This window comes from Thalassospira sp. (assembly GCF_030690045.1).
GTDB lineage: Bacteria > Pseudomonadota > Alphaproteobacteria > Rhodospirillales > Thalassospiraceae > Thalassospira.
This window is the reverse complement of the sequence record NZ_JAUYHK010000016.1, coordinates 18,134-40,614: the sequence shown is the minus strand read 5'-3', so window position 1 is coordinate 40,614 and position 22,481 is coordinate 18,134. Positions and strand designations below refer to the sequence as shown.

The following is a 22,481-nucleotide window of genomic DNA, read 5'->3' as shown; positions in this document are numbered from 1 at the left end:
GGCCTTGTGGGGTCAGGCCTCGACGGCTTCTTCCAGTGTGCGCATGCCCGGTCGTTTGGCCTGCACCAGAACCGCCATGTTTCCCGGTTTGTGTTCGTTGCGCATCATTTTCATATGGGCACGCGGAATATCATCCCATGAAAACACATCGGACATGCTGGGGTCGATACGCCGTTCAATCACCAGTTTGTTGGCCTGGGCGGCCTGTTTCAGATTGGCAAAATGGCTGCCCTGAATGCGTTTTTGCCGCATCCAGACAAACCGCGCATCAAAGGTCAGGTTAAAGCCGGTGGTTCCGGCACAAAACACCACCATGCCGCCGCGTTTCACGACATTGCACGATACCGGAAAGGTCTGTTCGCCCGGATGTTCAAAAACGATATCGACATCCTCGCCCTTGCCGGTGATATCCCAGATCGCCTTGCCGAATTTGCGGACTTCTTTCATGTAATCGCCAAATTCCGGGCCATTGACGGTCGGCAACTGGCCCCAACAATTGAAATCCTTGCGATTGATGACGGCCTTGGCCCCCAGTCCCAGCACAAAGTCGCGTTTGGATTCATCGGAAATCACGCCAATTGCATTGGCCCCGGCGGTGGTGATCAGCTGGATCGCCATCGACCCCAATCCGCCCGACGCCCCCCAGACCAGAACATTATGGCCGGGCCGCAAAATATGCGGACGATGCCCGAACAACATGCGATAGGCGGTGGCAAGGGTCAGAGTGTAACACGCACTTTCTTCCCATGTCAGATGTTTGGGGCGCGGCATCAATTGTTGTGCCTGAACATTGGTAAATTGGGCGAAAGACCCATCAGGGGTTTCATATCCCCAGATGCGCTGGGTCGGTGACAGCATCGGGTCGCCGCCATTGCATTCCTCGTCATCGCCATCATCCTGATTGCAGTGAATGACGACTTCATCGCCGACTTTCCAGCGTGTAACCCGCGATCCCACCGCCCAGACAATGCCCGACGCATCCGATCCGGCAATGTGATAGGGCTGGTCATGAACATCAAACACCGAAATCGGTTTGCCCAGTGCCGCCCAGACGCCGTTGTAATTGACCCCGGCGGCCATCACCAGAACCAGAACCTCGTGCGAATCCAGAACCGGAACATCGACGATTTCGCACTGCATGGCCGTATCGGGTTCACCATGCCGTTCGCGGCGGATCGCCCAGGCATACATATGGCGCGGCACATGGCCCAGCGGCGGAATTTCGCCGATTTCGTATAAATCCTTGGTTTCGTTGCCGCCCCGGAACGCGACAATTTCAGCAGCAGTGTTCATGGCCTTCACTCCTCTGTCGGTTGGGACCGAATCGCAGGTAATAAAATTACCCCCTGTTGCGGTGCGGTCTGCGATCTGTCTGTTCCCGGTTTTCCTTGGGTCTTGCAGGAAAATTACGGAACAGGATTGCGTTTTTGCTTTTACTGCGTTGCACAAATTGTTATATAATTACCTAAAGAATGTCCAGTGAGTAATTTAAGAACCAAAAAACGTAATAAATGGAAAGCCTTCCGGTAATAAACATACGCGAGGTCGTGACGATGCCAGAAAATAAACGCACCGCAGCAACGCCGGAACGGGACGCTCCGTGGTTGATTCGCACCTATGCCGGGCACAGTTCGGCGGCCGCCTCAAACGCGCTGTATCGCCAGAATCTGGCCAAGGGTCAGACCGGCCTGTCGGTTGCTTTCGATCTGCCGACCCAGACCGGCTATGATTCCGATCATGTTCTGGCGGCGGGCGAGGTCGGCAAGGTTGGCGTGCCGGTATCGCATCTGGGCGATATGCGCGCCCTGTTTGACGGCATTCCGCTGGATCAGATGAACACATCGATGACGATCAACGCCCCGGCGGCGTGGCTGTTGTCGCTGTATATCGCGGTGGCGGAAAAACAGGGCGCACCGCGTGACAGCCTTTCCGGCACGACACAAAACGACATCATCAAGGAATATCTGTCGCGCGGGACCTATATCTTTCCGCCCGCGCCCAGCCTGAAACTGATCACCGATGTTGCGGCGTTCACCTATCGCGAGGTCCCGAAATGGAACCCGATGAATGTCTGTTCCTATCATTTGCAGGAAGCCGGGGCGACGCCGGAACAGGAACTGGCCTTTGCATTGGCAACGGCAATTGCCGTTCTGGATTCGCTGCGCGATTCCGGGCAGGTGCCCGCGGCCGATTTTGCCAAGGTGGTCGGGCGTATTTCGTTTTTTGTGAATGCCGGGATTCGCTTTGTCACCGAAATTTGCAAGATGCGGGCCTTTTGCGAATTGTGGGATGAAATCACCCGGGATCGGTACGGCATTTCTGACGAAAAATATCGCCGGTTTCGCTATGGCGTGCAGGTCAATTCGCTGGGCCTGACCGAACAGCAACCTGAAAACAATGTTTACCGCATCCTGATTGAAATGTTGTCGGTGGTGCTGTCGAAAAATGCCCGCGCCCGTGCGGTGCAGCTTCCGGCCTGGAACGAGGCGCTCGGCCTGCCGCGCCCGTGGGATCAACAATGGTCGCTGCGCCTGCAACAGATCATGGCCTATGAAACCGATCTTCTGGAATATGACGATCTGTTTGACGGCAACCCGGCAATTGATCGCAAGGTCAATGCCCTGATGGAGGGTGCGCGTGCCGAACTGGCGAAAATCGATGCGATGGGCGGGGCGATTGCCGCTGTTGACAGCGGCTATATGAAACAGCAACTGGTGGGGTCAAATGCCCGGCGGCTGGCCGATATTGAAAACGGGCTGACAAAGGTGATTGGCGTCAATGCCTTTCAGGAAACCGAACCCTCGCCCCTGACGGCATCGGGGGTCGATGCGATCCTCAAGGTCGATGATATGGCCGAACAGGAACAGATCGGAAAATTGCGCCACTGGCGCGATCAGCGCGACGGTGCGCTGGTTCGGGCGTCTTTGACAGAACTGGAACGCGCCGCCCGCGAAGGCCGCAATATCATGGAATGTTCGATTGCCTGTGCCCATGCCGGGGTGACGACCGGGGAATGGTCGGAAACCCTGCGCGATGTGTTTGGCGAATATCGCGCCCCGACCGGCATTACATCCCTGATCATTACCGGGGATGATGACAATATTATCGCCCTGCGCGCCCGGGTGGACGAGGTTTCGGAAAAACTGGGCGAACGGATGAAAATGCTGGTCGGCAAGCCGGGGCTGGATGGTCATTCCAATGGTGCGGAACAGATTGCGCTCAAGGCGGGCGAGGCCGGCATTGATGTGCAATATGACGGCATTCGCTGGACGCCCGATGCGCTGGTGCAATCCGCAATTGACTGCGGGGCGCATGTGATCGGCCTGTCGATCCTGTCAGGGTCGCATGTGCCGCTGGTGCGGGATGTGGTCAATGGCCTGCGGGCGGCCGGGGCCGGGCATATTCCGGTGGTGGTGGGCGGTATCATTCCCGAAAACGACATGCTTGTACTGCGCCAGATGGGGGTGGCGGCGGTCTATACACCCAAGGATTACCAGCTTGTCGGCGTGATTTCGGAAATTGTCGATCTGGTGGCGCGGCGTGCCGGGGAAAACGGCACGCCGGTCATGCCCGCCATTGATCCCAAAACCCAAACCACATTTTACTGAGATTACAGGTTGGTCTTGGCCGGTTCGCGACCGGTCTGTTGGCGGTCCATGACCCATTTCTCAAAAACATCGGCAGGCAAGGGTCTGGAAAACAGGAAGCCCTGAATAAAGTCACAGCCCTTGTCGCGCAGATATTCATGCTGTTCGATTTCTTCGACCCCTTCGGCCACGACTTCAAGATTGAGGCTGTGGCCCAGCCCGATCACCGCATCGACAATTGCCTTGTCGTCGGGATCGACATGAATGTCGCTGACAAAGGACCGGTCGATCTTGATCGAACTGACCGGGAAACGTTTGAGGTAATTCAGCGATGAATAACCGGTGCCGAAATCGTCAATCGCGATGCGGACACCCAGCGCCTTAAGCTCGTTCAGGGTTGAAACCGCCTTTTCGGGATTGTTCATCAGGATCGATTCGGTGATTTCCAGTTCCAGCGTGCCATCGGGCAGATTGCTGCTATTGATACTTTGGGTGACGGCATTGACCAGTTCGGCATCCTGAAACTGTGCCGGGGACAGATTGACGGCAATCCGCAGGCCCGGCAGGGTGCCTTCGCGCCACAGGCGGGTTTGTTTGCACGCCTCGCGCAGGACCCACGCGCCCAGCCGGTTGATCAGGCCGCAATCCTCGGCCACCGAAATAAACTCGCCCGGCAGGATCAGGCCGCGATCGGGATGGTTCCAGCGGACCAAAGCCTCGGCACCGACCACTTTTTCGGTCTTGCAGTCGATCTTGGGCTGGTAATAAAGCTCCAGCTGCCCGTGATCGAGGGCATTGCGCAAATCTTCTTCGATGGTTTTGCGTTCCTTGACCCGTTCATGCATGGAGGGCAGGAAAAACCGGTAATTGTTGCGGCCTTCGGCCTTGGCGGCATACATCGCCATATCGGCATTTTTGACCAGTTGTTCCGGGTTTTCGCCGTCTTCGGGAAACAGGGTGATGCCGACCGATGCGGTGGAATGCAGGCGAATGCCCCGGCAATCAAAGGGCAGGCACAATTCATCAATGATGCGTTGCGCCAGAACAATGGTGTCTTCGATGTTTTGCACATCGGTCTGGATGATGGCGAATTCATCGCCGCCAAGGCGTGCCGCCGTATCAGAATCACGGATGATCCGCGACAGGCGTTGCCCCATTTCCTGAATCATCAAATCGCCGACATCATGCCCGAAATGGTCGTTGATATCCTTGAAACGGTCCAGATCGACAAACAGAACCGTTACGCCGCGCTGAAACCGGCGGGCCGACAGCAAGGCCTGACGCAACCGGTCCAGAAACAGGGTGCGGTTGGGCAGGCTGGTCAGCACGTCATGCACGGCGAGATGGCGCATGCGGGCTTCGGTTTGTTTGCGTTCGGTAATATCGGTATAGGTCGCGACATAACCGCCGCCGGGCATCGGATTGTGATCAACCTGAACCACCCGGCCATTCGGGCGGGTCCGTTCCATGCGATAGGGTTCGCGCCGCCGGGCAATTGCCACCCGGTCGGAAATCAGGGCCTGAATACTGACATCGCCATATTCGCCGCGTTCAGCGTTATAGCGCAGAATATCCGAAAGCGGGGTGCCTTCCTTGACCATATCGCGCGGCAGGTTCAGCAATTCGATATAGCGTTCGTTCCAGATCATCAGGTTCAATTCCTGATCAAACAGGCAAATCCCCTGGCCGATATTATGCAGGGTGGCTTCCAGAAGCGCCTGTTTGCGTTGGGCTTCTTCCTGCGACTGGCCCTGCAAGGCGACCATTTCGTTATATTCGCGAATAAGCAGGCCCAGTTCATCGGAACTGTTCCATTCGACCGGGCGGCGCAACCGCCCATGTTTGGTCATGCGAATGGAATGCAACAGGCGCGATAGCGGTTCCTTGATCGACCGTTTGTTGGCGATCAAAAGGCTGGCCGTTACCACCGAAATCAACAGGGCAAACAGCACCAGATCCAGAATGATCCGGCGCATCAGCAAATCCTGAACACGGGCTTCGGTGAAATAGATCACCAGTTCGCCGACATCATGACGGACATTGTTGCGTTCAAAAAACACCCGGCGCGACAGACGCAGGGTGTTTTGAACCTCGTTCTGGGCGGCACCGGTGCGGGCAAATTCGGTATCATCGGCACCCAGCGCCTGTACGGCAACGATATCACGGTCACGAATCATGGCTTTCAGGGCCGATTCGATATTATCGACATCCAGATACCAGAACGGTGTGGCAAGAACGCGGGCGTTAATATCGGCAGTCTGTTCGATCTTTTCGGTCAGGTCATCGCGCAAGACCTTATAGCTGACATAGCCAAAGACCATGAACAGCACCAGACAGGACAGGGATACCAGCGGCAAGGCGATAAACAGCAAACGGCTGCTTAGCGACTTCCGTTGTAAAAAGCCGTAAGACCCACGCGACAAACTCTCCCTCCTGACCGTATTTGGTATTTTCCAGCCCGACAGATCGTCCCCAAGACCGTTCCCCGTCAGGCTTTCAGGAATATTGTTGGCAATATCTGAACCTTGAAACACGTCTAAGTGCAAGGATCATTTTGCTTTTTTGTCTTTCAGGCCAGCATAAAAACACAAATTCTTTCCAAAATGGCATTTTCTGTAGTTGTAACAAAATAATGACGCAAAATCAGGGCTCCGGGCGGTCATAATACCATTTTTCCGGTTGCGTTATATTTCTATCTTGGGCGTGTCGTTCGGGGGTTCAAGGTGCCCGCAGGCTTATCGCGGGATCGCCTCACGGGCAAGCTGGTCGCACCGTTCGTTTTCCGGATGCCCGGCATGGCCCTTGACCCAGTGCCATTCCACCGTATGGGGTTTCAGGGCTTCAAGCAGGCGTTGCCATAATTCGACATTCTTGACCGGTTTTTTATCGGCCGTTTTCCAGCCGCGTTGCTGCCAGCCGAAAATCCATTTGGTAATGCCATCGCGGACATAGGTGCTGTCGGTATAAATATCGGCAACGCAGGGGCGTTTCAGCGATTCAAACGCCGAAATCGCCGCCATCATTTCCATGCGGTTGTTGGTGGTGTTGGCCTCGCCGCCCGATAATTCCTTTTCAACGCCGCGATACCGCAAAATCGCGCCCCAGCCACCGGGGCCGGGATTGCCGCTACAGGCGCCGTCGGTGAAAATGGTGACGCGGTTGGTCTTGGTCGATGTCATGTCAGGATATGCTCAGTTCAGGCCATAGGCCGCCGCGGTTTCGACCTTTTGGTGGAAACGCAGTTTGTTGATATATTCACGCGGATTTTTCGGCGTGACCAGCGCCCCTTCGGGGGTGTTGAGCCAGTCATAAAGCCTTGTCAGCAAAAACCGCAAGGATGCGCCGCGTGCCAAAACCGGCAAGGCCTGCAATTCATCATTGCCCAGCGGCCGTACCTTGTTATAGCCCGATAAAAGATTGCGCGCCTTGGTGACGTTAAAGCTGTTATCGGGTTCAAAACACCATGCGTTCAGGCAGATCACCACGTCATAAACCAGCAAATCATTGCAGGCGAAATAAAAATCAATCAGCCCGGAAACATGGTCTTCGCCCGGAAAGAAAAACACATTGTCAGGAAACAGATCGGCATGAATAACGCCTGATGGCAAATTGCCCGGCCAGTTGTTTTCCAGAAAATCCAGTTCCCCGGCAATCATCGACTGCAAACCCGGCATCACCGTATCGGCCCGGTCCTGACAGCTTTCAAACAAGGGGCGCCACCCGGTCACGGTCAGGGCATTGGCCCGGTAATTGTCAAAATCCTGTCCGGCGACATGCAATTGCGCCAGTGCCTCGCCCACACCTGCGCAATGATGGGGCAGGATACGGCGGGGCGACATGCCGTTCAAAAATGATGTGATGGCCGCCGGGCGTCCGCACAGGCGGCGCAGGGCAACGCCATCCTTGCCATGAATGGGTGTCGGGCAATTCAGGCCACGCGCCGAAAGATGGTCCATCAATCCCAGAAAAAACGGCAAATCATCAGGATTAACGCGCTTTTCATACAGGGTCAGGATATAGGGTGCCCGGTCGGTCTGAAGCAGGAAATTGGTGTTTTCGACACCTTCGGCAATGCCCTTGAACGAAATCACCTGTCCGATATCGTATTCGGACAGGAATGCCGCAATGTCTTCATCGGAAACGTCGGTATAAACGGCCATCGGTATCTTGTCTTTCTCAGCTTGCAAGTTGCCGGGGCAGTTTGAAGGTCACGGTTTCTTCGGCCAGCGTCACATTTTCGATGGTGACGTTATAACGGGCACGGCAGGCATCAAGGACTTCTTCAACCAGAATTTCCGGTGCCGACGCCCCGGCGGTGACGCCCAGCGACGTTATGCCCTGCAATTGCGACCAGTCGATATCGGTGGCGCGTTCCACCAGCACGGATTTTTGGCACCCTTCGCGCTGTGCGACTTCAACCAGCCGGTTGGAATTGGACGAATTGGGCGCGCCCAGCACCAGAATGGCATCAACCTTGCGGGCAATTTCCTTGACTGCATGTTGCCGGTTGGTGGTGGCGTAACAGATGTCTTCCTTTTTCGGCACGGCAATTGCCGGAAACCGTCTTTGCAGGATGGCGATGATTTTTGCGGTGTCATCCAGCGACAATGTGGTCTGGGTGACAAAGGCCAGATTGTCGGGATTGGCAACCTCCAGGGTTTCGGCATCCTGTTCGGTTTCAATCAGGGTCATGCTGCCCGGCGGCAATTGGCCCATCGTGCCAATCACTTCGGGATGTCCGGCATGGCCGATCAAAAGGATATGCTTGCCATCGGCATGGTGGCGTTCGGCACCCCGATGCACCTTCGATACCAGCGGGCAGGTCGCATCAAGATATTGCAGGTCGCGCCGTGTGGCTTCTGCCGGGACGGATTTCGGCACACCGTGGGCCGAAAAAATCACCGGTACGCCATCCGGGACGGCATCCAGTTCCCCGACAAAGATCGCCCCCTTGGCGCGCAAACTGTCCACCACAAATTTGTTATGAACGATTTCATGACGGACATAGACCGGCGCGCCATATTTTTCGATCGCCTTTTCAACGATTTCAATGGCGCGATCCACCCCGGCGCAAAAGCCGCGCGGATTGGCAAGTACGATTCTGAGGTTGGCTTTGTCGGGCATGCTGTCCGTCCACAAAGGGGGCTGTCAGTTTTGTCTGTCTGGTGTGTTACATAACCCGCCCGCCGATCCCGCGCAATGCCCCGGTCTGGCAACGGACCTTTCGCCGGGTGCGGAACCGGGTTGTGCGATGGCAGGCAAAATCATAGACTGCGCCGCGTTGCCGGGCCACCGGCATGACAGATGATTTATGCGATAGGGGCTTTGATGGTTTTTGCATGCGGATTGCGGCGTGTTGCGATGTTTGGATCGGTGGCGGTGGCCGGGTTGCTGGCCGCATGCGGCAGCAGTTTTTTTGAAGAGCCAGTCATTCCGGCCTGCCCGCGTGCCTTTTTGCCCAGCGACACCGCCAGCCTGACCGAATTTAACGGGGCCGGACGCGATCTGACCGATGTGATCGTTCAGGCCGATTTTGACGGCTATAACGGTAATTGCGCCTATGACCTTGATGACAAGGTCGTTGAAATCCTGATCAGTCCGGTGATTCTGGCCGAACTTGGTCCGGCAGCGACGAACCGCAACGCCAGCCTGCAATACTTTGTCGCCCTGAAAGACCCGGATGGCAATTTCATCGAAAAATCGGTGTTTGATGTTGCCTTGGTATTTCCGAATAATCTGAATCTGGTGCGCTACCGTGACGAGGAAGTGACGCTGAAACTGCCGCTGGATGATGTCTGGGCCGGGCCGGATTATGAAATATATCTGGGGTTTCAGATGTCGCGCGATCAGCTTGATTATAACCGTCGCCTTGGCGGGAACTGACCCACGTTTTAAATTGTTTTGATCATTGGTCGCGGACCGCATGTTTTGGGCTGGTGCTGTCTGCGACAAATCCGTATAACAGCCCGATACCCAAGTGATCCCCGTGGGAGAGTGCCACGGTCATAATTGATTGCGCGGACGCCGAAGGAGCAACCACCCCGGAAACTCTCAGGCAAACGGACCGCGGGGAGATGGGACTCTGGAAAGCAGGCGGCATGATCTTCATATCATGTGCGTCTCGCCGAAGATGTAAGCCAAGGGCCGGTGCCTGACCTTTGGTGATTCTTTCAGGCTCCAAGACAGAGGGGGATGTGGTTGGCCACTGGTCGGCTATGTTTCGCAATGACTGTCTCGGAGACTTTGATGGCCGATCATCAGACTGAACTTCTCAGAACACCTTTATATGATTTGCATGTCGAACTGGGTGCCAAAATGGTGCCGTTCGCGGGCTATGACATGCCGGTGCAATATCCGCTGGGCGTTAAGGGCGAACATCTTCATACCCGCGCCCGCGCCGGCCTTTTTGACGTGTCTCATATGGGGCAGGTCCGGCTGGTGGGCGAACATCGTGTTGCCGAACTGGAAAAACTGGTTCCGGGCGATGTCGCGGTTCTGAAACCCGGTCGCACCCGTTATTCCGCCTTTACCAATGATGACGGCACCATTCTGGATGATCTCATGATCACCAATGCCGGGGACAGCCTGTTTCTGGTGATCAATGCCGGATGCAAGGATGACGACATCGTTCATATGCGCGCCAATCTGGATCATGGGGTGTCGCTGATTGAACTCGATGACCGTGCCCTGATGGCGTTGCAGGGGCCCGATGCCGCCAAGGTTCTGACGCGATTTGCCCCCGAAGTCGCCGATATGAAATTCATGTCCTTTGCCGAAATTCCGGTGGCGGGCATTCCCTGTTTTGTCACCCGGTCGGGCTATACCGGCGAGGATGGCTATGAAATTTCCGTCCCTGGCGATCAGGCCGAAAAACTGGCCCGGTTGCTTTTGGCCGAGGACGAGGTCGAGGCGATTGGCCTTGGCGCCCGCGATTCGCTGCGCCTTGAAGCCGGTCTGTGCCTGTATGGCCACGATATTGACACGACGACGACCCCGGTCGAAGCTGATCTGAACTGGATCATCAATAAACGGCGGCGCGAAGAAGGCGGTTTTCGCGGGGCCGATGTGATTCTGGATCAACTGGCAAACGGGGCTGATCGCAAACGTGTCGGGATCAAACCCGAAGGCAAGGCACCCGCCCGGGAACACACCCCGGTTCTGGACGGGGATGGAAACGAAATTGGCGAAATCACCAGTGGTGGTTTTGGCCCGACGGTCGATGCGCCGGTGGCGATGGGGTATGTGGATATTGAATTTGCCACCCCCGGCACCCGTGTTGACCTGATGGTACGCGGCAAGGCCCGCCCGGCGGAAATCGTCGCGCTGCCTTTTGCCCCCCATCGTTATTATCGCGGTTAATTCCGCCCGTAACACCGACATAAACGATCACGCAGGGAATTTTCAAAATGGCTAAATATTTCTCCAAGGAACACGAGTGGCTGGAACTTGACGGCGATGTCGCAACCGTTGGCATCACCGATTATGCCCAGCAGGCATTGGGCGACATTGTGTATGTCGAATTGCCGGAAGTCGGCAAAAAGCTGGTGAAGGATGGCGATGCGGCGGTGGTCGAATCGGTCAAGGCGGCCAGTGATGTGTATGCGCCGGTTGATGGTGAAATCCTTGAAACCAACGAAATGCTTGAAGACAATCCGGGGCTGGTAAACGAAGACGCCGAAGGCGAAGGCTGGTTCTTCCGCGTCAAGATTGACGACGAATCGCAGCTTGAAGACCTGATGGATCAGGAATCCTATAACGACTTCATCGAAGGTCTGGAGGACTGATGCGTTATCTTCCGCTTACCCCGGCTGACCGGACCGCGATGCTTGAAACCATCGGGGCTGCGTCGGTTGATGATCTGTATTGCGATGTGCCGTCCGGTGCGTTGCTGAAAGAACCGGTCGATCTGCCTTACCATCAGGGTGAAATGCAGGTTGAACGCGAAATGGCGGCCCTTGCCCGCAAAAACACCGGCACGGCGTCGGCAGCCAGTTTTCTGGGTGCCGGGGCCTATCGCCATCACGTGCCTGCCACGGTGGATTATATCATCCAGCGCGGCGAGTTTCTGACGGCCTATACCCCCTATCAACCGGAAATCGCCCAGGGCACCTTGCAATATCTGTTTGAATTCCAGACGCAGGTTGCCTCGATCACCGGGATGGATGTTGCCAATGCCTCGATGTGGGACGGGGCAACCTCCTGTGCCGAGGCGGTCCTGATGGCCTGCCGTGCGACCCGTCGCAAAAAGGCGGTTCTGTCGGGCGGTTTGCATCCGCATTACCGCGAAGTCACCGAAACCTATTGCCAGTATAGCGACACCGAAGTTGCCGGGCGTGATGGTCACCCCGAACATCAGGCAACCACCGGTGAACTGGATGATCTGATTGACAATCAGACCGCCTGCGTTGTGGTGCAATATCCCGATATTTTCGGTCGTATTCAGGACCATACCAAACTGGCCGATGCCTGCCATGCCAAGGGCGCGCTTTTGATCGTGGTGTTTACCGAGGCCGTGGCCTTTGGTGCCATCAAATCACCGGGCAGTTTTGGCGCAGATATCGTGTGCGGCGAAGGCCAGTCGATCGGCAATGCGCTAAGTTACGGCGGGCCCTATGTCGGACTGTTTGCCACCACGTCGAAACTGGTGCGTCAGATGCCCGGACGTCTGTGCGGCGAAACCGTCGATCAGGATGGCAAACGCGGTTTCGTGCTGACCCTTTCGACCCGCGAACAGCATATCCGCCGGGAAAAGGCGACCTCGAATATCTGTACCAATTCCGGTCTGTGTTCGCTGGCCTTTACGGTGCATATGAGCCTGCTGGGCGAAGACGGCTATCGCGGGCTGGCGGCGATCAATCATGAACGCGCGGTCAAAACCGCCGATGCCCTGGCATTGGTGCCGGGCGTTTCGGTGGTCAACGAGACCTTCTTTAACGAATTTACCGTCCGCCTGCCCAAATCGGCGGCGGGTGTGGTCGAAGCACTGGCGGCCAAAGGCGTTCTGGGCGGGGTGCCGTTATCGCGCCTCTATCCCAACCGGGATGATCTGGATGCGTTCCTGCTGGTGGCGGCGACCGAAACCAACACGGATGACGATATCGCGGCCTTTGCGTCCGCATTGAAAGAGGTGCTGGCATGAGCTTTCAAACCCATACCGGCAATCGCGGCCTTGTGCTCGAAGAAAAGCTGATTTTTGAACAGGGTGAAGCCGGGCGTTGCGGTGTTGACCTTCCCAAACCCGATGCGGTCAAAAGCCGCCTTGGCGGTCTGGAACGCGACAGCGATGTCGGCCTTCCGGGCCTGTCGGAACCGCAGGTGGTGCGCCATTATACCCGCCTGTCGCAGAAAAATTTCGGCATTGATTCCGGCTTTTTCCCGCTGGGTTCCTGCACGATGAAGCATAATCCGCGTCTGAATGAAAAAGTTGCCCGGATGCCCGGCCTGGCCGATTTGCACCCGATGCAACCCGAAAGCACGGTTCAGGGCGCACTGGAACTGATTGATAGCTGCGCACACTGGCTGATGGTTCTGACCGGAATGCCTGCGGTTGCCATGTCCCCGGCATCGGGTGCACAGGGCGAATTGTGTGGCATGATGGCGATCCGCGCGGCCCTTGATGCGCGGGGTGAAAACCGGCGGCGTGTTCTGGTGCCTGAATCGGCACATGGCACCAATCCGGCAACGGCGGCGGCCTGTGGCTTTACGGTGGATTCGATTCCGGCAACGGCCGATGGCCGGGTTGATCTTGCGGCGTTTGAGGCAAAACTGGGCGATGATGTCGCCGGGATCATGTTGACCAACCCCAATACCTGCGGGTTGTTTGAACGCGATGTGCGCAAGATCGCCGATCTGGTGCATGCGGCGGGCGGTTATTTTTACTGCGATGGTGCCAATTTCAACGCCATTGTCGGGCGGGTGCGCCCGGCCGATCTTGGCATTGATGCCATGCATATCAATCTGCATAAAACCTTTTCCACCCCGCATGGCGGCGGTGGGCCGGGTTCGGGGCCGGTGGTGTTTTCCGATGCGCTGGCACCGTTTGCACCGCTTCCCTATGTCCTGCACAAGGACGGCAAATTCCATCTGGTGGAAACTGCCAGCGAACAGGATGGCAAAAAGCCGTTCGGTCGCCTGAAAGGCTTCCACGGCCAGATGGGCATGTTCATCCGGGCTTTGACTTATATGAAAAGTCACGGGGCGGATGGTTTGCGTCAGGCATCGGGCGATGCGGTTCTCAATGCCAATTATCTGCTGGCACGTCTGAAAGACAAGCTCAGCGTGGCGTTTCCCGGCTATTGCATGCACGAAGCCCTGTTTGACGATGAATTCCTCAAAGGCACAGGTGTTTCGACACTGGACCTTGCCAAGGCGATCATCGACGAGGGTTTCCACCCGATGACCATGTATTTCCCGCTGGTGGTACATGGCGCCCTTCTGGTGGAACCGACCGAGACGGAAACCAAAGAATCCATCGATCAGTTTTGCGATGCGGTTCTGTCTCTGGTGGCAAAAGCCGAGTCCGGGGATGCTGAATTTTTCAAAAATGCGCCTTATCTGACACCCCGTCGGCGTCTGGATGAAACGGCGGCGGCACGTAATCCGGTTCTGCGCTGGGTGCCAAAAAACGCTGAATAAACAGGTGGTTAATCCCGTTTTTCAACACCCCGGTTACAAGGCCGGGGTGTTTTTTTTCAAGGGCTTGGCATTGAAACCGATTGGACTTGTTGCAATTTGGAACATTATACTCGGTAACATATCGTTTTGCGGGGTTCGCACCGCAGCATCAGGATTTTCAGGGGGATCGGGTTTTACCGCCCGTTTCGGAGGTTAAGCATACAAATGACGCGTCCCGTGCAGAAAGTATTCACCGCAGAACGACGTCTTAAGGAACGCCTGACAGGGATTGCCGAACCGGGCGAGGACTGGTCAGAGTCGTTTTTCGATCCAACCCTTGAAAGCGGGATGGGGGGCGGCGCGGCAGCATTGCCCAATCCCGGTGCTGCCACGGGTCAGGCATCCGGGGATACCCAGACCATTCTGGACGAAGTCCGTGCCCTGCGCCGCGAAGTATCGCAATTGCGCGACGCAGTGAAAACCGGCGGCGGTTCGGCCCCGGTTGAAGATGCCTCCCCGGCCACCGAAGAAGCGATATTTGATCTGCCAACCCCGGTCAGCAGCAATTTCACCCACAGCAACCGCCCGGGTGCCAGCGAACCGGACAAGGATGATCTGGAACTGATTCGCACGCAAATTGCCGAAATGAATGAACATATCCACAAGGCCAAGGTTCAGATCGCGTCCTTACGCCATCCCAAGGCCGAGGATGACCGACTGATTTCCGCCACCACCGAACTTGACGCGATCGTCAAGGATACGGAAATGGCAACCCATACCATTCTTGAATCCGCCGAACAGCTTGACGATCTGGCGATGGCGCTGAAAAATTCATCGCCCAATGATTTCATCACCCAGAATGTCGAACAGATGGCCTTTCTGGTCACCAAAATCTTTGAATCCTGCAATTTTCAGGACATCACCGGCCAGCGCATCAACAAGGTTGTCCGTACGCTTGAATTTGTCGAGGAACGTGTCCACAACATGATTCTGATCTGGGGCGAGGATGCCTTCAAGGATCTACCGGTCCACGAAGATGAGGATGAGGCCAAAAACGAGGATGACGATCTGTTGAACGGGCCGCAGCTTGAAGGCGAAGGCATCAGTCAGGACGATATCGACAAATTGTTTAACTGATCGCGTCTTTCCTGAAACTGATGTATAGTAAGGCCTGTTAGGTCTTGCGCCATTTGTCATGGCGATGGCAAATAGGGACGCCGTACAGAATATAAATGCTGTTAACCGGCAATTTACATACGGCTGTTACTTTTTATAATCAAAAGAATCAATTGGGATGCGTTGGGGTGCGTGTGACATGGGGATGCGCGCATTTTGACATGTCTGGAGGATGAAATGGGATTTTGGTCACTCGGCGGTTTGCGCCAACCCAAGGCACAGGATATCAAGTGGCGCAAAAGTCCGCGCGGCGATTATTACAAGCTGTTCATGCTTGATGATATCGCCGATCTCAAGCTGGACGGTGTCGGCGGCGTTTATCTGATCTGGCATGGCGGCCTGAAACCGGGCTGGTTGACGGCAGGTGCAACAGACGACCTTGGCGAAAGTTTCCGCGACGCGCGGAGCAACCGCGAAATCCGCAATTATGACGGGCGCGGCGGTGTCTTCATCAGTTGGTCGCCCATCGTTGATGATTACCGCGACGGGGTGGTGCATTTCATCGAAAAGCACACCAATCCGGCCTTCGATTGCGATTATGACAAAAGAGAAGAACCGATCCCGGTCCTGTTGCCGCGATAGGATCACTCTGGCGTATGTGCAGCAAAAAGCCCCGACCGGGACGGTGCGGGGCTTTTGTGTTTTCGGATCGTATGCTGTGAAACTTACAGCGCCTTGAGAACGGCCTCAGCACTGGAAACGTCAAATTCACCGGGGCCTTCAACGGCCAGATGGGTCACCTTGTTGTCATCGACAACCATGACATAGCGATTGGCACGCATGCCCAGACCGCGTTCACGCAGATCCAGTTCAAGGCCGGTGGCGCTGGTGAAATTCAGGCTGCCATCCGCCAGCATGGTAACGCTGTCGCCGACATTTTCCGATTTGGCCCATGCCTGCATGACAAAAGCATCGTTGGACGCCAGACAGAAAATTTCATCAACACCTTTGGCCTTGATTTCATCGGCCTTGCCGACAAAACCCGGCAAATGTTTGATGGAACAGGTCGGGGTAAAGGCCCCCGGCACGGCAAACAGCACGACCTTGCGTCCGGCAAACAGGTCTTTGCTTTGAACGGCTTCGGGGCCGTCTGCGGTGGCGCGGTGCAGGGTCACATCGGGAAGGGAACTGCCGACAGCAATCGTCATCATGTTTCTCCGTTTTCTGAACGCGGTGAGGGTGCGTTATGCATTATGTGATCTCACGTCATGGCATAACATAGGCCTTTGTCAGGCAAATTGCTGCCGCGAATCATGGAATTTTTCAAAATTTCCCGATTGTGTCACGCTGTTGCGTCACTGTGTCTGTTGGGCAATCACGCTTTTTGCGCCGCCTGCCTGCCGGATGGCTGCCTGAACGGCAGAGGCACTCAACAATTCCGACAACACAATGCCATCGGGGGCATCTGGCCCATACACAATGTTAAACGGAATGCCATAACGGCCAAAACCGGCCAGATAGTGCGATATGACCGGGTCGGGTCGGGTCCAGTCGCCTTGCATCAGGACAACATCTTGCAACACATCAACAATGTCGGCGGTTTCCAGAACCAGCTTTTTGTTGACCTGACAGGTAACGCACCATTCGGCAGTAATATCGACAAACACCGTTTCGCCATTGGCAACACGGGCGGCAATGGTTTCGGGTTCAAAAGCCTGCCATGACAGGGGGCCGGTGGCGGATGTAGGGGCGATGTCGGGCCGGGGGGTAAAGCCCGGTGCAAACAACGCCACCAGAACCGCCAACCCGGCAAGGGCCGTCAGCCGGGGCTTGTGCCGGTTGTCGGGCTTGCTGTGCCGCCATGCCAGAACCAGCCCGGCCAGCATCAGCGCCCCGCCGATAATCCCCACCCCGGTAAGGCCGATCTGTACGGCCAGAATGCCCAGTAACCAGATCGCGGTGCCAATCAGGGCAAGGCCCAGAACCGCCTTGAAAATACCCATCCAGCGTCCGGGACGCGGCAGGATGCGGGCCATGCCGGGCCAAGCGGCAATCGCCAGATAAGGCAGGGCAAGACCAACCCCCAGCAGGGTGAAAATCCAGAAAATATCGATATAACGCCCGGCCAGCGCAAAGCCGACGGCGGTGCCAAGGAACGGTGCCGAACAGGGTGTTGCCAGCAAGGTGGCAAACATCCCGGTCAGGAAATGCCCGCCCAGATGATGGCCGCCCTGTTCCTGACGGCGGATGGCCTGATCGGCCTGATCATCCAGCCGCCCCGGCGTGCCAATGTCAAACAGGCCCCACATATTGAAGGCAAACAGCGCAACAATGATGGTCATCACCGTCAAAAACAGGGGCTGTTGAAACTGGATGCCCCATCCGATGGCCCCACCTGCCGCCTTGATCGCCATCAGGGCAAGGGCCAGCAACCAGAACGACACCACAATGCCCGCCGCACTGGCCAGAAAACCGCGTCTTATATCGCCCTGCGCCTGACCACTGGCCTTGACCGCCGCCATCACCTTCATCGACAAGACAGGCAAGACGCACGGCATGAAATTCAGGATAAACCCGCCCAGCAGCGCCAGCGCCCCGATCAGCCACAGGCTTTGCCCGGCATTCCCCGTCACGGCGCCTTCCGGCGGGGCTGTGACGCCGATGGATTGTTCAATCGCCAGCGGCCCGGCAATCACCGTGACCGTCACATCAGACCCGGTCAGACTGCCACCATCGGCAAGGCCATGAATCGCCAAAGAATAAACCGGGTTCCGCTTCGCATCCAGACCGGCAGGCATCGGCGCACCAAAGGCAAGCCGATCCCCGGCCTCGATCAGGATTTCCGGTTTTGTGTCGGGTTCCAGCCCGGCAAGGGCGACATGCAGGGTGGCCTCTTTGGAACCGGTCTGTGCGTCCTGCCACAGGGCGCTGACCGTCAGGGGTAAATTGTCCCCCCGTAACGGAACTTTGGCGGCAAATTTTTCAATGGAATGGGCAAAATTGCTGATTGCGCTGTTATCGGCGGGCAGATCAAGGGTCAATTGGGCGGTGGCGGGCACGCAAATGTCGCTACAGGCCAGATAATCGACCGCCAGATTGATGTGGGCGGCGCGGGTCGGGTCGGGGATGGCAACATCAATTGGCAGGATCACATGATCTTCATAGCCGAATGTCTCCATCCCCAGAATCGAAAACCGGTAGGGCGCCGGCCACAAGATGGTGGCATCCCCGATATTTTCCGAACCCTGCCAGTCGGGTTGGGGGGGGAAACCGGCATCACCCGGACTGCGCCAGTAAATTTTCCAGTGCGACTGTAACTGAAATTCCAGACCAAGGCGCAAAATGTCGGTATTGGCAACGCCGTCGCGCGCACTGATCAGGCGCACCGAGGCAAAATCCTCGTCCTGCCAGTCACTGGCGGCGGGTGCCGCAACGGCAAGATGCGGCATCATGATCAATAACAGCAAGGAAAGCAGCATCTTTGGCACGGCGGTATTCCTGACAGGCGATTCGGATAAGGGCAGACTTAGGGTTCGGCCCCATAAATATGACCGCAATGGTCGATCAGATTTGTGCGGATACGCGAAGCGAAATTGCGGGAAGATATATATCTTTCAAGATTTCGCGACAAAGTAGCCCGTGCAAATCTGACCGATCCGAAGGACACCTGATATGACAGCGAACTCCGGCGTCAAATCCCTTGACCGGGATCGCACCCGCTCTGCGGGCTTTTCCTTGGATTTCGCTGTCATATCAGGTGCCATTACGATCATATTTATGGGGCCGAACCCTAATCGGGAGGCGGCATTTGTGCAAGCCACGACTATGTTACCGCAATGTGGGTGTTGTCGGGGCTTTAACGGCACCATATTAAAACAATCAGGGTCGGTGAAAATTGATCAATGTCGGGTTTTGGGGATTTTTTGGCTGTGCAGCATGGTATCGGGAACCTATTCGCGCTAGGCTGGGAAAACGACAGGCGAAAGAGAGTATGAGTCATGGGTGAACATCACAGCGACGCGGAATATCTTGACGGCAAATTGCTGATTGCCATGCCGGGCATGCGCGATCCGCGCTTTTCGCACAGCGTGGTTTATCTGTGTGCCCATAACGAGGATGGGGCGATGGGGCTGGTGGTCAACCGCCTGATCGATTCCATCACTTTTTCCGATTTGCTCGATCAACTGGGCATTGCCCGTCCGGCCCCGACCATTGCCGATGTGCAGGTGCATTTCGGTGGGCCGGTGGAATCGGGCCGGGGTTTTGTCCTGCATACCGCCGATTTCGCCAGCGATGCGACGCTCGAAGTCGATGCCGGTATTTCCGTCACGGCGACGGTGGATATCTTGCAAAGCATCGCCCTTGGCAAGGGACCGGCGCACAGCATTCTGGCGCTGGGTTATGCCGGATGGCGCAGCGGGCAACTCGAAAGTGAAATTCGCGCCAATGGCTGGCTGCATGTCGATGCCGATATCGATTTGCTGTTTGACATGGATTGCGACGATAAATGGCAACGCGCCTTTGCCAAGCTGGGCTTTTCGCCGGAATTGCTGTCGGGCGAGGCGGGTCACGCCTGATGGGCAAGCACAGGATTTGAAAATAACAGGGGCCTGTATCATGCGATACAGGCCCCTGTTGTTTGCGGCGTGTCGCAAAATTGTTGATCAGTCAAACAGCGCGTCGATTTCCGCCTGCGAGAAAATCTGGTCGATTTCGTCCTGCGCCACCTTTTCGCGGTTTTGCGGGGCGCGGGTGACGGTTTTATCCAGATTATCAAGGCCCTTGGGATCGGCCGGAATGTCAAATTCGTCGAAATCCTCGTCACCCCAGATTTCGATGACCTTGTTGACCCGTTCTTCGATATATTTCATCGTATTGACGACTTTGGTGATGCGTTGCCCGGTCAGATCCTGAAAATTGCAGGATTCAAAAACCTTGACCACCAGATCAACAATGTCATCGGCCAGCCCCTGGGTATAATCATCGGGGGCGGCAGACCGGATATTGTGGGCGACACCATCAATTTTTTCGACGGTTTCAAGGATATTGGCGGTGGCTTCTTCGGTGGCTTCGACAATCGAATCAAGTTCGCCCTTGACGATGTTCAGGCGGGTGCCGCTGGTATCATCGGGTGATGTATAAAGGGCGGCAATTTCCTTTTTGGTCTGCTGGATCGAATTGGCCAACGCCCGGATTTCGGTTTTCAGCAGCCGCAATTCGGCTTCGGGGCCTTCCTGATCGACAGGGCCCGCCAGTTTCTTCTGCTCTTCCATCATGATTTTGATGTCGGACAGAAGTTCCAGCTTCAAATCCTCGATGGCGTTATGCAGGCTGGAAAGATCAGGGGCAGCACCGCCCCCTTCGGACGGGAAGCTGGCCGGATCAGGCAGGGCAACCATGTCGCTCATGGTTTCAAGCTTGTTCAGAAGCCGCAATTCTGCGGTGAAAACTTTCTTATGATTCTGACGGGCCATGGCCGAACCTCAATCTTTCAATTTCGTCCACACTATACACAAAGGTCCCAAAACGAAACGATTGTATAGAAATATTCTCGTCGCAATTTGCTCGCCAGTCAGACGTTTATGTATTTTTTCCAGATATTGGGTCCTGCGCGCCGCAAGTAAAGCGGTGATCGCAAATTGAGCTGAATTTCCCCAAAATTTAAGGGTTTTCGGGGACGGGGCGGTGGTCGGCACCCCCAAACCCGATATCTGCAAGCATGTGCCTGCCGGGATTGCAGGCGGCGATGATGCGATTCGGTTTGGCCGGAAAGGAATATTTTACATCATCCCAAAGGTAATTTGCGATGAATGTCCCTTTGATCACGGAAAATCATGATCCGGTGACGGTCGCCGGAAGTTTTTTTCGGCCCTGAATTTACCGGAAAATACCCTGTTGTCGGCTGATCTTCCCGCACGGCAAAATATCGGGTCTGCGGCGTTGCGGTTGTGTTTGAATATTTCAATAAGACCTTTTAATCCAAGGGCTTGTATTTTGAAAAAGTTCCAGAAGCGGGCAAAGCCCATGATCTGATTGTGATTATTTTGTGCGACGCAGCAAGATTTTTTCTGGAACCGCATGAGAAGATAGGCTATTTGCCTGCCTTACCTGTGTGCCACGGTACATCTGGACAATAGAATTAGGGCTACCTAATGTTGAGTTTGAGTTGATGTTCGTGCCGATCCCCGGTTCGGATGTCACGGCGCGTCTTTTCGGTGAACGGGCAGTCCTTGATGCCCGTATATGTCTCACGAACGGATATAGCCGGAAAAGGCGTAATGCCTTGAGTTGTAATGCGAGGGGGCAGATTCGCATGTCGATCAAGATGCTGTTTCCCATAATCATGCTGGGATTGGCAGTTCTGACGGGACTGAATGGTGCTGCACTGGCCAATGTTGGTCAGCCCGCACCTTGGCAGCTGGGCCTTCAGGCCCCGGTGTCACCGGTTGCCGTACAGGGCCATGAATTTTTTATTCTGATTACGTGGCTGATGGTTATCATTACGGTAATCGTTTTGCTGTTGTTGCTCTATGTCCTGTTCCGCTTTAGCCGGAAACGGAATCCCGTACCGTCCAAAACCACCCATCACACGTTGCTGGAAGTCGTCTGGACTGTGGTGCCGGTGCTGATTTTGCTGGTTATCGCCATCCCCTCGTTCCGTTTGCTGTATTTTGCAGACCGGGTCGAAGATGCCGATATGACGCTCAAGATCATTGGCAAGCAGTGGTACTGGACCTACGAATATCCCGATAATGGCAACTTCACGTTTGATTCCCTTATGATCGACGAAGAAACGGCTGTTGCCGAAGGCAAACTGCGCCTGCTGGATGTGGACAATCCCGTTGTCCTGCCGGTGGATACCAACATTCGCCTGATCATGACGTCCGATGATGTGATCCATAACTGGGCCATGCCGTCGATGTTTATCAAGCTTGATGCCGTACCCGGTCGTCTGAATGAAACATGGACCCGTATTCCGGGCGAATATGCCGGTCAGACTTTTTATGGTCAGTGTTCGGAATTGTGTGGCGTCAATCACGCCTTCATGCCGATCGCGGTCAAGGCCGTGACCATGGAAGAATACGAAGCATGGGTTGAAGAAGCCCAGCAGAAATTTGCCGCGGTTGATATGCCGTCGGTAACTGTTGCTTCGGCAGAGTGAGG

The 22,481-nt window shown here is 55.7% G+C and carries 18 protein-coding genes and 2 riboswitches; of the genes, 10 read left to right on the top strand and 8 right to left on the bottom strand.

Annotated elements, in window-relative coordinates; translation table 11 throughout:
- Window positions 1-12: 12 nt before the first annotated feature.
- A complete protein-coding gene (ccrA, locus tag Q8O73_RS11845) occupies window positions 13-1,293 on the bottom strand; it encodes a crotonyl-CoA carboxylase/reductase (protein WP_305558371.1) in 1,281 nt (426 codons plus the stop codon).
- Between the two features lie 260 nt (window positions 1,294-1,553).
- On the opposite strand from ccrA, the gene Q8O73_RS11840 reads away from it, so the two are divergent.
- A complete protein-coding gene (locus Q8O73_RS11840; RefSeq protein ID WP_305558370.1) occupies window positions 1,554-3,608 on the top strand; it encodes a protein meaA in 2,055 nt (684 codons plus the stop codon).
- A gap of 2 nt (window positions 3,609-3,610) precedes the next feature.
- On the opposite strand, the gene Q8O73_RS11835 is transcribed toward Q8O73_RS11840, so the two are convergent.
- The 4 genes from Q8O73_RS11835 to ispH all read right to left on the bottom strand — a co-directional run bounded on the left by Q8O73_RS11835 (window position 3,611) and on the right by ispH (window position 8,711).
- Window positions 3,611-6,010 (bottom strand): bifunctional diguanylate cyclase/phosphodiesterase, encoded by a 2,400-nt coding sequence (locus tag Q8O73_RS11835; protein WP_305558369.1) that lies wholly within the window; start codon window positions 6,008-6,010, stop codon window positions 3,611-3,613.
- A gap of 312 nt (window positions 6,011-6,322) precedes the next feature.
- Window positions 6,323-6,766, bottom strand: coding sequence for a ribonuclease HI (rnhA, locus tag Q8O73_RS11830; protein ID WP_305558368.1), 444 nt, complete (start codon window positions 6,764-6,766; stop codon window positions 6,323-6,325).
- A gap of 12 nt (window positions 6,767-6,778) precedes the next feature.
- Entirely contained in the window at window positions 6,779-7,747 is a 969-nt protein-coding gene (locus Q8O73_RS11825) for a homoserine kinase (protein WP_305558367.1), read from the bottom strand.
- A 16-nt stretch (window positions 7,748-7,763) separates the two neighbouring features.
- The gene (gene ispH / locus Q8O73_RS11820; protein WP_305558366.1) at window positions 7,764-8,711 is read right to left on the bottom strand and encodes a 4-hydroxy-3-methylbut-2-enyl diphosphate reductase; all 948 of its coding nucleotides are present in this window, start codon (window positions 8,709-8,711) and stop codon (window positions 7,764-7,766) included.
- A gap of 204 nt (window positions 8,712-8,915) precedes the next feature.
- Here ispH and Q8O73_RS11815 point away from each other — a divergent pair, with 204 nt between their 5' ends.
- The 7 genes from Q8O73_RS11815 (at window position 8,916) to Q8O73_RS11785 (ending at window position 15,959) form a co-directional block, all read left to right on the top strand.
- The gene (locus Q8O73_RS11815) at window positions 8,916-9,470 is read left to right on the top strand and encodes a hypothetical protein (protein WP_305558365.1); all 555 of its coding nucleotides are present in this window, start codon (window positions 8,916-8,918) and stop codon (window positions 9,468-9,470) included.
- A gap of 94 nt (window positions 9,471-9,564) precedes the next feature.
- Window positions 9,565-9,664: riboswitch (glycine riboswitch) on the top strand.
- A 3-nt stretch (window positions 9,665-9,667) separates the two neighbouring features.
- Window positions 9,668-9,775, top strand: a riboswitch (glycine riboswitch).
- A gap of 58 nt (window positions 9,776-9,833) precedes the next feature.
- The gene (gcvT, locus tag Q8O73_RS11810) at window positions 9,834-10,946 is read left to right on the top strand and encodes a glycine cleavage system aminomethyltransferase GcvT (RefSeq protein ID WP_305558364.1); all 1,113 of its coding nucleotides are present in this window, start codon (window positions 9,834-9,836) and stop codon (window positions 10,944-10,946) included.
- Window positions 10,947-10,993: 47 nt separating this feature from the next.
- Window positions 10,994-11,371, top strand: coding sequence for a glycine cleavage system protein GcvH (gene gcvH / locus Q8O73_RS11805; protein ID WP_305558363.1), 378 nt, complete (start codon window positions 10,994-10,996; stop codon window positions 11,369-11,371).
- Window positions 11,371-12,726, top strand: a complete 1,356-nt coding sequence (gcvPA, locus tag Q8O73_RS11800; protein WP_305558362.1) for an aminomethyl-transferring glycine dehydrogenase subunit GcvPA — start codon at window positions 11,371-11,373, stop codon at window positions 12,724-12,726. Before gcvH ends, gcvPA begins: the two co-directional genes overlap by 1 nt.
- Window positions 12,723-14,222 carry an aminomethyl-transferring glycine dehydrogenase subunit GcvPB gene (gene gcvPB / locus Q8O73_RS11795; RefSeq protein WP_305558361.1) on the top strand — a complete coding sequence of 500 codons (1,500 nt, stop codon included), beginning with the start codon at window positions 12,723-12,725 and terminating at the stop codon, window positions 14,220-14,222. Before gcvPA ends, gcvPB begins: the two co-directional genes overlap by 4 nt.
- Before the next feature lie 204 nt (window positions 14,223-14,426).
- On the top strand, window positions 14,427-15,338 hold the full coding sequence (locus tag Q8O73_RS11790; protein WP_305558360.1) for a protein phosphatase CheZ: 912 nt from the start codon (window positions 14,427-14,429) through the stop codon (window positions 15,336-15,338).
- Between the two features lie 216 nt (window positions 15,339-15,554).
- Window positions 15,555-15,959 (top strand): hypothetical protein, encoded by a 405-nt coding sequence (locus Q8O73_RS11785; RefSeq protein WP_305558359.1) that lies wholly within the window; start codon window positions 15,555-15,557, stop codon window positions 15,957-15,959.
- A gap of 83 nt (window positions 15,960-16,042) precedes the next feature.
- Here Q8O73_RS11785 and Q8O73_RS11780 read toward each other — a convergent pair whose 3' ends face one another.
- The gene (locus Q8O73_RS11780) at window positions 16,043-16,525 is read right to left on the bottom strand and encodes a peroxiredoxin (RefSeq protein WP_305558981.1); all 483 of its coding nucleotides are present in this window, start codon (window positions 16,523-16,525) and stop codon (window positions 16,043-16,045) included.
- A 147-nt stretch (window positions 16,526-16,672) separates the two neighbouring features.
- Entirely contained in the window at window positions 16,673-18,796 is a 2,124-nt protein-coding gene (locus Q8O73_RS11775) for a protein-disulfide reductase DsbD (RefSeq protein WP_305558980.1), read from the bottom strand.
- A gap of 519 nt (window positions 18,797-19,315) precedes the next feature.
- Between Q8O73_RS11775 and Q8O73_RS11770 the strand changes: the two genes are divergently transcribed.
- Window positions 19,316-19,894, top strand: coding sequence for a YqgE/AlgH family protein (locus tag Q8O73_RS11770; RefSeq protein ID WP_305558358.1), 579 nt, complete (start codon window positions 19,316-19,318; stop codon window positions 19,892-19,894).
- Window positions 19,895-19,981: 87 nt separating this feature from the next.
- Here the strand turns inward: Q8O73_RS11770 and Q8O73_RS11765 are convergent, their stop codons facing one another.
- Complete coding sequence (locus tag Q8O73_RS11765) at window positions 19,982-20,791, bottom strand: hypothetical protein (RefSeq protein ID WP_305558357.1); 810 nt, start codon at window positions 20,789-20,791, stop codon at window positions 19,982-19,984.
- 839 nt (window positions 20,792-21,630) lie between these two features.
- Between Q8O73_RS11765 and coxB the strand changes: the two genes are divergently transcribed.
- Complete coding sequence (gene coxB / locus Q8O73_RS11760; RefSeq protein WP_305558356.1) at window positions 21,631-22,479, top strand: cytochrome c oxidase subunit II; 849 nt, start codon at window positions 21,631-21,633, stop codon at window positions 22,477-22,479.
- Window positions 22,480-22,481 lie beyond the last annotated feature (2 nt).